The organism is Cognatundibacterium oligocarboniphilum, from assembly GCF_013377855.1.
Classification (GTDB): domain Bacteria; phylum Pseudomonadota; class Gammaproteobacteria; order Burkholderiales; family Burkholderiaceae_D; genus Undibacterium; species Undibacterium oligocarboniphilum.
Window position 1 is genome coordinate 176556 of sequence record NZ_JABXYJ010000005.1, and the last position, 15595, is coordinate 192150.

The 15595-nt window shown below is 52.4% G+C and carries 14 protein-coding genes; 8 read left to right on the forward strand and 6 right to left on the reverse strand.

Annotation, left to right across the window (positions count from 1 at the left end; genetic code table 11):
• Window positions 1–28 precede the first annotated feature (28 nt).
• Genes HV832_RS10060 through kbl form a run of 3 tightly spaced genes read right to left on the reverse strand, consistent with a single transcriptional unit; the run spans window position 29 to window position 3640 of the window.
• Window positions 29–1411, reverse strand: coding sequence for an L-serine ammonia-lyase (locus tag HV832_RS10060; RefSeq protein WP_176803710.1), 1383 nt, complete (start codon window positions 1409–1411; stop codon window positions 29–31).
• Window positions 1412–1444: 33 nt separating this feature from the next.
• A complete protein-coding gene (locus tag HV832_RS10065; RefSeq protein WP_176803711.1) occupies window positions 1445–2419 on the reverse strand; it encodes an NAD-dependent epimerase/dehydratase family protein in 975 nt (324 codons plus the stop codon).
• 9 nt (window positions 2420–2428) lie between these two features.
• A complete protein-coding gene (gene kbl / locus HV832_RS10070) occupies window positions 2429–3640 on the reverse strand; it encodes a glycine C-acetyltransferase (RefSeq protein ID WP_176803928.1) in 1212 nt (403 codons plus the stop codon).
• A 147-nt stretch (window positions 3641–3787) separates the two neighbouring features.
• On the opposite strand from kbl, the gene HV832_RS10075 reads away from it, so the two are divergent.
• Both HV832_RS10075 and thrC read left to right on the forward strand, forming a co-directional pair.
• Window positions 3788–4360, forward strand: coding sequence for a helix-turn-helix domain-containing protein (locus tag HV832_RS10075; RefSeq protein WP_176803712.1), 573 nt, complete (start codon window positions 3788–3790; stop codon window positions 4358–4360).
• Window positions 4361–4830: 470 nt separating this feature from the next.
• Entirely contained in the window at window positions 4831–6291 is a 1461-nt protein-coding gene (thrC, locus tag HV832_RS10080; RefSeq protein WP_176803713.1) for a threonine synthase, read from the forward strand.
• Between the two features lie 87 nt (window positions 6292–6378).
• On the opposite strand, the gene HV832_RS10085 is transcribed toward thrC, so the two are convergent.
• Complete coding sequence (locus HV832_RS10085; protein ID WP_176803929.1) at window positions 6379–7275, reverse strand: EamA family transporter; 897 nt, start codon at window positions 7273–7275, stop codon at window positions 6379–6381.
• A 75-nt stretch (window positions 7276–7350) separates the two neighbouring features.
• Window positions 7351–7659: a DUF1272 domain-containing protein gene (locus HV832_RS10090; RefSeq protein ID WP_176803714.1), complete on the reverse strand. Its 309-nt coding sequence runs from the start codon at window positions 7657–7659 to the stop codon at window positions 7351–7353.
• 362 nt (window positions 7660–8021) lie between these two features.
• Here HV832_RS10090 and HV832_RS10095 point away from each other — a divergent pair, with 362 nt between their 5' ends.
• From HV832_RS10095 to HV832_RS10115, 5 genes are all read left to right on the forward strand, one after another.
• Entirely contained in the window at window positions 8022–8897 is an 876-nt protein-coding gene (locus HV832_RS10095; protein WP_176803715.1) for a PhzF family phenazine biosynthesis protein, read from the forward strand.
• Window positions 8898–9009: 112 nt separating this feature from the next.
• Window positions 9010–10137 (forward strand): bifunctional 3,4-dihydroxy-2-butanone-4-phosphate synthase/GTP cyclohydrolase II, encoded by a 1128-nt coding sequence (gene ribBA / locus HV832_RS10100; RefSeq protein WP_176803716.1) that lies wholly within the window; start codon window positions 9010–9012, stop codon window positions 10135–10137.
• 90 nt (window positions 10138–10227) lie between these two features.
• Window positions 10228–10725: a 6,7-dimethyl-8-ribityllumazine synthase gene (gene ribH / locus HV832_RS10105; protein WP_176803717.1), complete on the forward strand. Its 498-nt coding sequence runs from the start codon at window positions 10228–10230 to the stop codon at window positions 10723–10725.
• Window positions 10726–10816: 91 nt separating this feature from the next.
• Window positions 10817–11284, forward strand: coding sequence for a transcription antitermination factor NusB (nusB, locus tag HV832_RS10110; RefSeq protein ID WP_176803718.1), 468 nt, complete (start codon window positions 10817–10819; stop codon window positions 11282–11284).
• 89 nt (window positions 11285–11373) lie between these two features.
• Window positions 11374–12543, forward strand: a complete 1170-nt coding sequence (locus tag HV832_RS10115; protein WP_218132012.1) for a pyridoxal phosphate-dependent aminotransferase — start codon at window positions 11374–11376, stop codon at window positions 12541–12543.
• A gap of 112 nt (window positions 12544–12655) precedes the next feature.
• Here HV832_RS10115 and HV832_RS10120 read toward each other — a convergent pair whose 3' ends face one another.
• Complete coding sequence (locus HV832_RS10120; RefSeq protein ID WP_399310589.1) at window positions 12656–13579, reverse strand: transglycosylase SLT domain-containing protein; 924 nt, start codon at window positions 13577–13579, stop codon at window positions 12656–12658.
• 479 nt (window positions 13580–14058) lie between these two features.
• Between HV832_RS10120 and ubiD the strand changes: the two genes are divergently transcribed.
• Window positions 14059–15543, forward strand: a complete 1485-nt coding sequence (gene ubiD, locus HV832_RS10125; protein ID WP_176803931.1) for a 4-hydroxy-3-polyprenylbenzoate decarboxylase — start codon at window positions 14059–14061, stop codon at window positions 15541–15543.
• Window positions 15544–15595: the final 52 nt, after the last annotated feature.

The following is a 15595-nucleotide window of genomic DNA, read 5'->3' on the forward strand; positions in this document are numbered from 1 at the left end:
CGGCAATCAGCCTCAAATAAATTTTGTACTAGCAGGCCGCGTAATTCACGCTGACCACATGAACCGCCAGGCCACCCAGAGAGGTTTCCTTGTACTTCGCCTGCATGTCGGCACCAGTCTGACGCATGGTTTCGATCGCGTCATCCAGCGTGACTTTGTGCGTGCCGTCGCTGCGTAAGGACAGTGATGCTGCAGTAATGGCTTTGACCGCGCCCATCCCATTGCGTTCTATGCAGGGAATCTGTACCAGACCGCCGATCGGATCGCAGGTCATGCCCAAATGATGTTCGATGCCGATCTCGGCGGCTGCTTCGATCTGCTCATTTGAGCCGCCGAGTGCCGCAGTCAGCCCGGCTGCCGCCATCGCACATGCGACGCCGACTTCTCCCTGGCAACCGATTTCGGCACCGGAAATCGACGCATTCTTTTTGCAAAGCATGCCAATTGCCGATGCAGCCAGCAGGAAATTCCGAATACCTTGTTCTGGATTGGAGGGCTTGCAGTCTTCTGCATAGTAACGGAGTACAGCAGGAATGATGCCTGCCGCACCATTGGTCGGCGCAGTGACAACTCTGCCGCCGGCCGCATTTTCTTCATTCACTGCCATGGCATACAGACTGACCCGGTGCATGCCATCATGCGGCAGCACGTCCGCAGTTTCATTGGCAGTGCGCCACAGAGCCGCTGCGCGGCGTTTTACGTGCAATCCGCCGGGCAGTTCGCCATTTTGTTGCAGGCCGCGTGAGATGCAGGCTTTCATGACCGACCAGATTTTATCCAGCCCTGCATTCAGTTCGTCGTTGCTGCAATGGACGGTTTCATTGGCGCGCAGCATGGTAGTGACTGAAAGTCCGGTACGTTGTCCGTGTGCCAGCAAATCCGCCATGGTGGAAAACGGAAATGGAACCGGTTTCTGCTGATCTGTATCTCGTTTTCCCGGGTGAGCCAGTTCATCTTCAGAATAAATAAAACCGCCACCGGTAGAGTAAAAAGTCTGACGCTCCGTCTGCCCGTCATTGCGGGTCAGGATGAATGTCATGCCGTTGGGGTGCCCGGGCAAGACTTCCTGTTTAAACCACAAGATATCTTCGGCAGGGTGAAAGGGAACGGCGTATTCGCCCAGCAGGCGTAGCTGATGCGTTTGCTCAAGCTGCGCCAGTTTTTGCTCCACGCTTTCCGGAGCCACATCCTGCGGGGTTTCACCCATTAAACCGAGCAGCACGGCACGATCGGTCGCATGTCCCTGGCCGGTCAGCGCCAGCGATCCATACAAGGCGACCTGAACCTTGCTGACCTGATGCAGATTGCCCGCTTCCAGCAGGAAACGGCGGGCTGCCAGCATGGGGCCGACGGTGTGGGAACTGGATGGACCAATGCCTATTTTGAATAAATCGAATACACGCATGTCCATCGTTTTTCCTCTTTGTCTCGGATGTAATTGTCGTTATGCCGCCATGACCGGAGCATCAGTCTGGCCGACACGCACGTTTTTCAGCATGTCTTTGACCATCATTTCCAGTGTGATTTTTGCCTGCCAGCCCCAGTCTGCTTTGGCCTGGCTGTCATCCAGGCTCTGAGGCCAGGTAGCGGCAATCGCCTGGCGGCTGTCAGGCGTGTAGTGTATGGTAAAAGCGGGCAAATTTTGTTTGATTGACAGCGCTAATTCCCGTGGATTAAAGCTGATGCCTGCGACGTTGTACGATGAACGTACGGTCAGCTGGCTGACAGGTGCATCCATCAGTGAAATCGTGGCGCGGATGGCGTCTGGCATGTAAATCATAGGCAGCGTGGTGTCCGGGGCGAGGAAGCAATCGTAAGTTTCTCCCCGTAAAGCGGCATGGAATATGGCAATCGCGTAGTCGGTGGTGCCGCCGCCCGGTGGTGATTTGTAGCTAATGATGCCCGGATAGCGGATGCTGCGCACATCGACACCGTATTTTTCGACATAGTATTCACACAGCCGTTCACCAGCCAGCTTGCTGATGCCGTAGATGGTGGACGGATCCATAATGGTGTACTGGGGAGTGTTGACTGGTGGGGTATTCGGGCCAAAGGCAGCAATCGACGACGGCCAGAATACCTTCAGTGGATGACCGGCTTCGCCCCGGGTGCGTGCCAGCTCCAGTATGTTCAGCAGACCATTCATATTCAGATCCCAGGCTTTCAGGGGAGCCTGTTCTCCGGTCGCAGACAGCAGGGCTGCGAGCTGGTAGACCTGGGTAATCTGGTATTGATGCACGATTTCCGCCAGACGGGCTGCGTTGAGCACATCGATGACGACATAATTTTTCGCACCGTACAGACTTGCCGGCGCGATGTCTGCGGCAATCACATGATCTGCGCCGTGCTGCAATGCCAGCGCTTCCACCAGTTCGCTGCCAATCTGACCGTTAGCGCCAATGACTAATATTTTTTCCATCTCTGTTCCTTATATTTGTTTAATCAGACTGAGTTCGCGGCCAGCCTGCGCGAAAGCTGCCAACGCGGTATTTAATTGTTCAATGCTGTGGGCAGCGGAAAGCTGAACCCGGACGCGCGCCTGCCCCATAGGTACCACCGGATAAAAAAAGCCGGTGACAAGAACACCCAGTTCGTACAAGCGTGCGGCAAACTTCTGGGCGACTGGCGCATCAAACAACATAACAGGAACGACCGGATGCGTTCCTGGTTTGATCGTGAAACCCAGAGCTGCAATTTCACGGCGGAAATGCGCTGTATTGGCATGTAGCCGGTCACGCAGCTCTGTGGATGCGGAAAGCCGTTGCAGTACGGATAGCGAGGCGCCTGTGATCGAAGGTGCGAGCGTATTCGAAAACAGATAGGGGCGGGATTTCTGGCGCAGGGTGTCAATCACTTCCTTGCGTGCAGCGGTAAAACCGCCCATCGCGCCGCCCAGCGCTTTGCCCAGTGTGCCGGTGATGATATCGATCCGGCCCATGACGTTGTGATATTCATGCGTTCCGCGGCCGGTGGCGCCCATAAAACCGGATGCATGACATTCATCAATCATGACCAGTGCATCATACTGATCTGCCAGATCGCAGATGCGGTCGAGCTGGGCAATGGTGCCATCCATTGAAAACACACCGTCGGTTACGATGATGCGGTGACGCTTGTCCGCAGCAGCCTTTAACTGGGTTTCCAGATCGGCCATATCGTTATGTGCGTAACGATAACGGGTTGCCTTGCACAGACGGATGCCATCAATGATCGAGGCATGGTTCAGTGCGTCGGAAATGATGGCATCGTTTTCGTCAAACAGCGGCTCAAAAACACCACCATTGGCATCAAATGCTGCTGCGTACAGAATGCAGTCTTCCGTGCCGACAAATCCGGCAATCGCCTTTTCCAGCTGCTTGTGAACCGTCTGGGTGCCGCAGATGAAGCGGACTGAGGATAATCCGTAACCGAATTCTCTGGTGGCATCGATCGAGGCTTGTACCATGGAATCATCGCCTGAAAGCCCCAGATAATTGTTGGCGCAGAGATTGATTAATTGTCTGCCATCGTCACAGGTCACCACGGCGCCTTGTCTGGAAGATAGAACACGCTCAGGCTTATAAAGTCCGTCTTCCCGTAACTGATGCAGGCTGGCGCTTAATTTACCGATAAATTGTTGTCTGGATGTGGTCTGAGTCATCATTGTCTCCGTAATCACTGTGGCGTACAGTTTTCTGCTGTTACACTATAAGCAATAAGTTTTTAAATATTAGGATAATTCGATATTTAGAACTTAAGTTCAATATATCGAATATTAATCATACTTTTTTGATGGCGCAATAGTTTTATGAAAAAAATTCTATCCAATACGCCGCCCGAAGTCGGGGCGACGCTGCAAAAAATGCGTCTGGAGCGTGGTCTCACTTTAGAAGATTTATCGAGAACTGCCGGAGTTTCTAAATCCATGCTGTCACAGATTGAGCGGGAGAAAGCGAATCCGACCATTGCGGTGGCCTGGCGGCTGGCGAATGCGCTGGGAGTAACCATGGCAGAGCTGCTGTCATCGGAAGCGCCGGTGCAGGATGCTATCCGGATACTGGAGGCGCATGAAACCCCGACTTTGCCGGGAGAGCATGCTGGTTATGTTTTGCGGATACTGGGACCGATGGAGCTGGCGGGCAAGTATGAATGGTATGAGCTGACACTGGCTCCGGGTGGGGCATTGGTGTCCAACTCGCATGATCCCGGCGCATCGGAACATCTGACAGCATTGCAGGGCAGTATCGAGGTTGAAGTGGACGGCATACGTAAAAAAGTTAAAACCGGTGCCACGGCGCGTTATGATGCTGACAAGAATCACGCTATCCGCAACATCGGAAAAACCGAAGCAAAGGCATTGCTGGTGGTGATCCACCGTTGACAGATCAATATGTCGTAAACAGAGATTGCGGAGACAGTCTAGACACGAGCGATAAAAAAAGACAGCTGTACAAGGAGCCTGTTGGTGGATGGGGCGCTTTGAAAAGCGTGGCGCAACAGATTCTGGATACAGGGGGGCATGATAGATGGATGGTATGGACGCTGAGGCGATTGCGCAGCCTGGGTCAAATCCGGGTGCAGCTGACAGAAAAAATGTTGTCTGAACTCATTTGGGGCAAACCACGCCTGTCTCGACAGTGCGGCACAGATTGGTATTTGCCTGATTGGTATTTGCCTGATTGGTTTTGCCAGGAAAACTGGTTTTGCGGTTCATGCCCATCCAGAACGAATTCTGGCCGAATGAAATGCGAATTGAAGGCGCTGTCGCCAAATTTGCGTGGGTCTGAGAGATGAAGGGCGATATAATAGAAGAAATTTTCGTCCAACATCTCAACGTATTTTTGTCACCCTATGCAATACGCTTCAACACGCGGGCATACCGCATCACAAAATTTTTCTGAAATCCTGCTGGGAGGACTGGCACCGGACGGAGGCCTCTACCTGCCGGTCAGTTATCCTCAGATCAGCGCAGATGAACTCAATATCTGGCGTGGTCTGTCGTATGCGCAACTGGCATTTGAAGTGCTGAAAAAATTTGCGACGGATATTCCTGAGGCTGATCTGAAATCGATCGTTGAACGTACTTACACCGCAGATGTCTATTGCAATGTCAGAAAAGATGAAGAGGCAGCGCAGATTACGCCATTGCGGGTATTGCAGGAAGATCATGGCGGTAAGCTGATATTGCAGGCGCTGTCGAATGGCCCGACACTTGCATTTAAAGACATGGCAATGCAGTTGCTGGGTAATCTGTTTGAATACACACTGGCCAGGCAACATGCCGAACTGAATATTTTTGGCGCGACTTCCGGTGATACGGGCAGCGCCGCCGAATATGCGATGCGCGGCAAAAAAGGCATCCGTGTCTTCATGCTGTCGCCACACCGCAAAATGAGCGCGTTCCAGACTGCCCAGATGTTCAGTCTGCAAGACCCGAATATTTTTAATATCGCGGTCGAAGGCGTATTTGACGATTGCCAGGACATGGTGAAGGCGGTATCCAATGATCTGGAATTTAAGCAACGCCAAAAAATTGGTACCGTCAATTCGATTAACTGGGCGCGGGTCGTGGCGCAGGTGGTCTATTACATCCGCGGCTATCTGAGCGCGACCACCAGTAATGACCAGAAGGTGTCGTTCACTGTTCCTTCCGGAAATTTCGGCAATATCTGCGCCGGGCATATCGCCCGTATGATGGGGGTGCCGATTCACAAGTTGGTCGTGGCTACCAATGAAAATGATGTGCTGGACGAGTTTTTCCGCACAGGTGTTTACCGTGTTCGCAAGTCGGCCGAAACCTGGCACACCACCAGTCCATCGATGGATATTTCCAAAGCGTCGAATTTCGAACGTTTCATATTTGATTTGCTGGGCGGTGACAGCGCGCGCGTGGCCGCGCTGTTCCGTAAGGTGGAAACCGAAGGTGGTTTTGACTTGTCCGGCAAGCCGGGTAGCGATGGCGATGAGTTTGCGAAGGTTGCACGTTTTGGTTTTGAATCGGGTAAATCAGTGCATACCGACCGCCTGCAAACCATCCGCCATGCGGAGCAGAAGTATGGCATCACAATTGACACCCATACCGCAGACGGAATTAAGGTCGCGCTGGAGCATCTGGAAGCCGGTGTGCCGATGATCGTGCTGGAAACCGCGTTGCCTGCCAAATTCAATGAAACCATCCGTGAAGCACTGGAGCGGGATGCACAGCGTCCTGCAGGGTTTGAAAACATCGAGGCACTGCCACAGCGCTTCGTAGTGATGCCGGCGAATGTAGACCAGATGAAGGCCTATATCGCCAGCAATACCGGGCTGTAAAGAGAAGCCGGCGGCACGTCGGTGCAGCTTTTCATTGGAATCAGGATGTATCGCAAAACGGCGGTTTTGATTGCGCCGTTTTGCACATCAGTCGAAACACCGCCGTAGTGCCGACCAAAGCCGGGTTACGAACACATTGACCAGCAATCCAGCCATGACAATGGCGGCTCCGGTGATCTGCAATGGTTTCAGCGCTTCCCCTAGCAATATCCAGGCAGCAGTCAGTCCGATAACCGGTACCATCAGCGTCAGTGGCGCCACCAGATGTGTCGCCAGGCTTGAAAGCAGGCGCCCCCATAAAGTATAGCCAATCAGCGTAGCGGCCAGTGCCAGATAGACGATCGTCAATGCCGACGGCAGGCTCATATTGCGCAGGCTGGACAAAATCAATGCGCTGCCTTCAAACCAGAGCGACAGCAGAATAAATGGCACGATCGGTACCAGTGCGCTCCACGACACTAGGCTGAGCACGGCAGTCGGCCCGATTTTTTTATTGATGACATTGCCGCAGGCCCAGGAAAATGCCGCGCAAATCGTCAGCATAAAGCCCATCAATGTAACTTGTCCGGCAGAGCTGGCGATACTGGCGCTGCCAAGCAGAATCAGGCCGATACTGGCAATCACCATGCCGGCAAGATTGCTTGCCCGCAGTTTGTCGCCAAAAACCAGAGCCGAGATGCCGACGGTAAAAAAAGCCTGTGCCTGCAACACCAGAGAAGAAAGGCCGGCCGGCATGCCGACCGCCATTGCTGAAAACAAAAAAGCAAACTGACCCAGACTGATGGTCAGTGCGTAGGCAATCAACAGTTTGGCCGGGACTTTGGGGCGTGGCAAAAACAGGATTGCCGGAAATGCGACCAATATGAAGCGCAGCGCTCCCATCAGAAATGGCGGAATCCCGCGTAACCCGATTTTGATGACGACAAAATTCATTCCCCACAAACTGACAACGATCAGGGCAGTCAGTAAATGGCGTGGAGTCAGTGTATTTGACATAAAGGGCAGTCTGAAATCGGGAAATTGGGATAGCAAGCGATCATGTGCGGCAGCAGGCGGAATTCAGCGGTTTTCAGGCGCCAGATGCCGTAATTTTTCCAGTAATTCCCGATGTGCGGTCAGGTCAACCGGTCGGTGTTTGCGCACTGATGATGGCGGATAGTGTCGGGTGTCATTACCGTTTTTTCCATGATGTGCAGGGCGAACCGGACGGGGTGAAAAACCGCCGCCACAGTTCGGGCAGACATTTTGCAGCAGATCATCAACGCATGCGGCGCAAAAGGTACATTCAAAGCTGCAGATGCGTGCTTCGGTCGAGTCGGCGGGCAGGTCGGCAGCACAATGTTCGCAGCAAGGACGGAGTTCTAGCATGGCAATAATGGCTCTGGTGTAAAAAATAACGCAAAACTATTCTGGCGTTGTTGCCGCGCCTTACCCTATGGCTTGTGCTGCTGGCGGCACCCAGCTTATTCAGGATGATTTTGCCTGGCCCCTGAAAATGTCGGAAAGCAGATAAGTTATAACACATGATTGTACTTCGGGGTGATTGCGAAACATCCGCGATACCGGCAGCGCGGCTTCTTCGCCGTGATTATCCGGGGAAATATTAAAGCAATATACTCGGTGGGAGTATATTTTAAAGGCTTTATCTTTTCAGGACGGTCAGGCTGATTATCGATATACTCCCCTGAATTTTTGTTAATTGCGGCGGCTGGAGGCCGGATTGGATCGTTATGCGTGAATATGCTTACCGGATACTGAATGTGTTTGCGGAATCGACTTTTGGTGGCAATCCCTTGTGCGTGATCGAAGATGGACAAGGTTTGTCGGATGCGGAAATGCAGGCGCTGGCCTTGCAGCAGAATTTGTCAGAGACGGTGTTTATTTTGCCCTCATCGATAGCAAGCGCCAGAATCCGGATATTTACTCCCGGCATGGAGATGGCGTTTGCAGGACATCCCAGCCTTGGAGCCGGACAAGTCGTCAGTGAGCTGAATGGCGGTGCGGTGAATCTGACGCTGGAGTGCAAGGCTGGCATCGTGCCACTGTCATATCAGAATGATATTTGGAACCTGACCGCGCCGCAGCTGCCGATCATCCGTGATTGCCCGGTTCCGGCCACAGAGATTGCGCGTATGCTGGGATTGACTTCTGCCGATCTGCTGGCACAGCCGTTGTGGGTGAATACCGGCTCCGACCAGTTGCTGGTCGCCGTGCAGTCTGTCGATGCTGTCCGGCGCGCCAGACTGGATGCGGCATTACTCGGAAACTGGCCGGTCAGCAGTCTGGGGCGTCGAACTGCCTATGTGTTTGCACCTGAAACAGAGGATCAGCCTGCCGGGCAGGTAACCGCGCGTTACTTTTTTGCTCGTCCTGATGGCAGCGTCGGGGAAGATCCTGCCACCGGTTCCGCCTGCGCCAATCTTGGCGGCTGGTGGCTGGCGCAACAGCGTTCTATACCGGCCCGGTTGTGGATCTGGCAAGGCGAGCAGATGAGCCGCCCTAGTTGCTTATACCTGGAAATCGGTGCTGATCAGCAGATCCGGGTGGGCGGCAAGGTGATCGAAATTGCCCGCGGCCACTTTCGTATCGAAGGAAAAACCGTCTAATCAACAGAAAGCACGGGAAGAGTGCGGCGAAATCCTTTAAAATAACGGATTCTTTCAAAAACAGCTGGTGCCCCGCAGAATGCCGGAGCAGACCACTTCAGGATTTTCCCCTATGAGCATTGCAACTACCCTCGAAATTGTCGCCGAATTGCGTGCGGGCCGGATGGTGATTCTGGTTGATGAAGAAGATCGTGAAAACGAAGGTGATCTGGTGATGGCTGCGGAATTCGTTACTCCGGAAGCAATCAATTTTATGGCCAGGTATGGCCGTGGCCTGATTTGCCTGACACTGACCGAAGAACGCTGCGAACTTCTGAATCTGGCAATGATGACCAGTCGCAACGGCACGTCGTTCGGAACAAATTTCACTGTCTCGATTGAAGCTGCCGAAGGCGTCACGACCGGCATTTCCGCCGCTGACCGTGCCCGCACGGTGCAGGTTGCGGTTGGCAAACATACTACTGCCAGCGACATTGTTCAGCCCGGCCATATTTTTCCGCTGAAGGCGCAAAAAGGTGGCGTGCTGATGCGCGCCGGTCACACCGAAGCAGGTTGCGACCTGACCGAAATGGCGGGGCTGACTCCGGCATCGGTGATCTGCGAAATCATGAAGGACGATGGCACCATGGCGCGTCTGCCCGACCTGATGGAGTTTGCGAAGGAGCACCAGATCAAGATCGGCACCATCGCTGACCTGATTCATTATCGCAGTCAGACCGAAAGCATCGTGGATCGCATTGCCGAACGTGAAATGGAAACCGTGCACGGTAATTTCAAGGCTGTGGTATATCGCGATAAACCCAGCGGCTCCGCCCATCTGGCACTGGTTCATGGTCAGCCAACTGCTGATCAGGAAGTACTGGTACGGGTGCATCAGCCGGTATCGATCCTTGATCTGCTGGAAAGCAAGGCGACTACACATTCCTGGAATATTGCCGCTGCGATGCAGGCAGTACAGGCGGCAGACGCAGGCGTGATTGTTTTGTTGAATTGCGAAGAAACAGCTGAACAGATGTTTGACCAGTTCAAGGCGCTGAATACGCCGGAAACCCGTCCGCAAGGACGCGCTGCCAGGATGGATCTGCGTAATTACGGTATCGGTGCGCAGATTTTGAAAGATGTCGGGGTCGGTAAAATGAAATTGTTGGCGAACCCACGTAAAATGCCGTCGATGGCAGGTTTTAACCTGGAAGTAACGGGATATCTGGCTAAACCCTGTGCAGAATCTGTGCAGGCGTAAGCTATATTGAACAGACGCTGACCAATAAGTCACTGGTTCCATGCGTCAGCGAGTCAGTGACACAAAGCGCAGAGCGCAAGAGAGAATATCATGACAGTAGGACACTATGAATCTAATCTGGATGGCGCCGGAGTACGGGTCGGTATCGTTCAGGCCCGCTTTAATGCCACCGTGGGCAACGGCTTGCTGAGTTCCTGCCTGGCAGAACTGGCCCGCCTCGGGGTTATGAACGAGGATATTTTGCATGTTACCGTGCCTGGTGCGCTGGAAGTGCCGCTGGCGCTGCAAAAGATGGCAGCCACCAATCAGTTTGATGCGCTGATTGCGCTGGGTGCCGTTATCCGTGGCGAAACATATCATTTTGAACTGGTTTCGAATGAATCCGGTGCCGGTATCACACGTGTCGGCCTCGATGCCGGTATTCCCATCGCCAATGCGATTCTGACGACTGAGAATGATCAGCAGGCGGAAGTCCGTATGCAGGAAAAAGGTGCTGATGCGGCCCGTGTGGCCGTCGAAATGGCAAATCTGGCGCTGGCGCTGGAAGAGCTGGCAGAAGCGACGGAAGACATTGATTACGATGCCTGATTGGTCTGGCAGACGATTCGTATTTGCACAGTGTTAACAGAATGTATGAATCCTGACTTTGTCAGGTCCGGTAAGATAGTAAGAGAATAATATGAACAATAAAACCCAACATGCGAATCCCAGCAAGAACCGCTCACCGCGCCATCGCGCCCGTGAGTTTGCATTGCAGGGTCTGTATGAATGGCTGCTGAATAATGAAGATTCCGGTGTAATCGATGCCCATATCCGTGAAGCGCACGGATTCGATAAGGCTGATCGTGAGCACTTCGATGCCTTGCTGCATGGTGCAATCAATCATTCCGTCGCTTTGCGTGAAGATTTCGCTCCCTTAATTGATCGTGGCATTGCGGAGCTTTCCCCGATTGAGCACGCAGTATTGCTGATTGGTGCCTACGAGTTGAAAAATCACATTGAAATCCCTTATCGGGTTGTGATCAACGAGGCTGTCGAGCTGGCAAAATCTTTCGGCGGCCTCGACGGGCACAAATATGTGAATGGAGTTCTGGACAAGCTGGCTGCCAGACTGCGCCCGGCTGAAGTCGCTGCAAAGCAGGCATAGTAACGGATATCCAACATTTAATCAGGTATAAATCACCAGACCGCCTTTTTTCTCGTCAGAAATCAGGCGGTTTTTTTCGGACTATCAACATGGAACAACACCTCGCGGCAAGATTGAATCATATTGCACCTTTTCATGTCATGGAACTCATGAAAATGGCGGCAGAGCTGGAGACTGACGGACGCCATCTGATCCACATGGGCATTGGCGAACCGGATTTTACTGCGCCGCCTCCGGTGCTGGAGGCGGCAGCCAAAGCGCTGACCGATGGGCGCTTGCAATATACCTCGGCACTCGGTTTACCGGCATTGCGGGCAGCGATTTCCGATCATTATGCGCAACAGTTTGGCGTGACTGTTCCGGCTTCCCGCATCATTGTAACGGCTGGTGCGTCCGCAGCATTATTGCTGGCATGTGCTGCGCTGGTGGATGTGGGAAAAGAGGTGTTGATGCCTGATCCCTGTTACCCATGTAATCGTCATTTTGTCGTCGCCTTTGAAGGTAAACCGAAACTCATCGCCAGTGGACCGGAGCACCGTTTCCAGCTATCCGATGATATGGTGCGCGAACATTGGGGGGCGCATACTGGTGGCGTGTTGCTGGCTTCTCCTTCTAATCCGACCGGCACTTCGATTGCGCAGTCAGAACTGGCAAAAATTATTGCCAGCGTACGCGAACGGCAGGGCTTTACGATTGTCGATGAAATTTATCAGGGGTTGACCTATGACGGGAAGCCGTCGACGGCATTGTCGCTCGATGATGATGTCGTTGTGATTAACAGCTTCAGTAAATATTTCAATATGACAGGCTGGCGGCTCGGCTGGCTGGTTGTGCCGGAGCGCATCGTGCCTGCCGTTGAGAAATTGGCGCAAAATCTGTTCATCTGTCCTTCTGCCATTGCCCAGCATGCGGCCCTGGCCTGCTTTGCGCCGGAAACACTGGCAATTTACGAGGCACGGAAGGCAGCATTTCAGCGTCGGCGTGATTATATTGTTCCTGCCTTGCGTGAACTGGGGTTCAATATTCCGGTAACGCCGGATGGCGCATTTTACGTTTATGCCGATTGTTCGCATCTGACAAAAGATGCTGATGCCTTTGCCAAACAGGTTTTGAGGGAAGCGGGAGTGGTGATTGTTCCTGGTCAGGATTTTGGTCCGGCAACTGCACAGAGTTACGTGCGTCTGTCGTATGCAAATTCACTGGAAAATTTGCAGGAAGCAGTGGTGCGGCTAAAGCAGTTTTTACATGATCAGGGCTAATAAAACAGGGGCGACCATACATATTTAGTTATAAATCCGGCACTGCAGCTTGCTGAAAAAGAAAAGCCACCATCAGGTGGCTTTTCTTTTGATACGCTGAATCATGCCGATTTTATAACGCGGCGACCTGATCCTTTGGAACGCTGGTTTTCGCCTTGGCTTCAACCGGATCTGTTTTGCCGGCAGGTGTTGATTCTGCAGGACGGGCAACAGGTGCCGGGGCTGCGGAGAATGTGGTCGGTACATTTTTACCTGCCGAAACGTCTTTCAGGCGCTTGTATTCAGTGAGCACACGGCTGCCATAGCCTGAGTCGTTTTCAAAGGCGCTGGCACCGACATACATTTTCAATCCGGCTTCCACTGAGCCTGTGCGGGAAACGTAGTCTTTCAGAATCAGTGCCCCGACCTTGATATTGGCAACCGGATTCAGCGCAGCCTTGACACCACCCATTTCCTCAAATTTTTCCTGATGCACCTTCGACATGACCTGCATCAGCCCCTGAGCGCCAACCGGACTTTCGGCAAAAGGATTCAGACCTGATTCAATCGCCATGACCGACAAGATCAGCAAGGGATCAAGTTTGATTTCCTTTGCTGTCAGATAGGCTGCAGATACCAGCATATTGGTAGCGTCAGTGGCGACGCGGTAGCGCTTAGACAGCCAGTTGGTTACCCATTGCTGCTGTCGCTGGTTGCCCAGCATTTTTGCATCATCGTCCGCAACATGCGGCGTGTCAGATGTATTTTTTGACGGTGTCTGCATCAGCGCGGCAAGGTCAGGTGCCGGAGTTGCTTCGGATGCGACTTCCTCTGCCTCTGCAAAAGGAGATAAATCCTTGAATTTGTCAGCCAGTTCTGGTTTGATGAACATTAGTCCCAGAAAAATCATGGCGGCAACGCCGGAAAACATGAGCAGCTTACGCATTGCGCTCAGAAAACCACTGGTTGTATCACGCGCGACGGCATTCAATGCCTGGCGCTTTTGTTCTGCAGTCAAGCTGCTTTGTTGTACTGCTAATATAAAACGTTGAAACATGTTACCTCCTGAATCTTCGTGGCGCTTCCGGCTCAGCTTCGAACCTGTCGCACATGAACTTCCACGAATCAGAAACATCGTCTTCCCCGCAAGTTGCGATCAGAAGACGCCGGAGCTGTTTATCATCCGGTTCGTTGAACCGCTACTGGAGTATCCAGTGATAAACAACTTTTTTCGGGTGAAGGCAGACGCCTTTTGAAAACAATCCTTACAATGTTATATGGGGCCCGATCCCCGTGAATGATGTTACCGATATGGCGAAACCTTCTGGGTGTTGAAAGTTGCGGAAGTCTTTACCTCTTCATCAAGTTGGGCGAATTGTAGGGGCGGTTTTATATCGAGTCAATACTATCAAATTTAATTTTTATAACTTATCGGTATAATGGAATCTGCTGCAATGCAGCAAAAAACAATAAAATCAAGCACTTAGAATAACAAGCTGGACTAACTAGTTCAGACATTCAAAAAAGCGAAAAATGATGAAATATTCTGATTTGAGAGATTTTATTTCTCAATTGAAACAAAATGGCGAATTAAAACAGATTGATATCGAAGTTTCCCCGCATTTGGAGATGACTGAAATCTGTGACCGGACTTTGCGCGCTGCGGGACCAGCTTTGTTATTCAATAAGCCCTCGGGACACCAGATGCCAGTACTAGGAAATCTGTTTGGTACGCCGCGCCGGGTCGCGCTGGGAATGGGCGCTTCCGATGTCAGCGAGCTGAGGCAGATTGGCCACGTATTATCTGCGTTAAAAGAGCCTGAGCCGCCGAAAGGTCTGAAAGATATTCTGGGTATGGGCTCTCTGGTAAAAGCTGTCTGGGATATGGCGCCGAAAGAAGTCCGTGGGGCGAAATGTCAGGAAATCGTCTGGGAAGGGAATGATGTGGATTTGGCCAGATTACCGATTCAGCATTGCTGGCCGGGCGACGTTGCACCACTGATTACCTGGGGGCTGGTCATCACCAAAGGGCCAAATAAGAAGCGCCAGAATCTGGGAATTTACCGTCAGCAGGTATTGGCCTGCAACAAAGTTATCATGCGCTGGCTGGCTCATCGGGGAGGCGCGCTTGATTTCCGTGAGCACGGGATTGTCAATAAAGGCCAGCCTTATCCGGTCGCAGTGGCACTGGGAGCTGATCCGGCGACGATACTGGGGGCGGTGACACCGGTGCCTGACAGTTTGTCCGAATATCAGTTTGCAGGTTTGCTCAGAGGCAGTCGCACTGAGCTGGTAAAAGCGCTTGGCAGTGAATTGCGGGTACCGGCTTCCGCAGAGATTGTGCTGGAGGGGCATATTTATCCGGACGAATCTCATCCCAGTGGCTATGAGCATGCGCTGGAAGGGCCTTATGGCGATCATACCGGTTACTACAATGAGCAGGATTGGTTCCCTGTGTTCACGATAGACAGGATCACGATGCGGCGTGATCCGATTTATCACTCGACCTATACTGGTAAACCACCGGATGAGCCGGCTGTACTGGGTGTCGCACTGAATGAAGTATTTATTCCCTTGCTGCAAAAACAGTTCAGCGAAATTACGGATTTTTATTTGCCGCCCGAAGGTTGCAGTTATCGCATGGCAGTCGTCCAGATGAAGAAATCCTATGCCGGACATGCAAAGCGTGTCATGTTTGGCGTCTGGAGCTTTCTGCGTCAGTTCATGTATACCAAATTCATTGTGGTGGTCGATGAAGATGTGAATATCCGCGACTGGAAAGAGGTGATCTGGGCAATCACTACCCGGGTTGATCCGTTGAGAGATACCACGCTGGTGGACAACACGCCGATTGACTATCTGGATTTTGCCTCCCCGGTCAGCGGTCTTGGCAGCAAAATGGGTATTGATGCGACCAATAAATGGCCTGGTGAAACCAGTCGCGAATGGGGAACAACGATACAAATGACGGCAGAGGTGCGTCAGAAGGTTGATCAGATCTGGCAGGAGTTGGGATTGTAGATTGGCCATCCCCTCCAGACCGGTTGCGATGTTTTCATTGGTGCCGGATGGC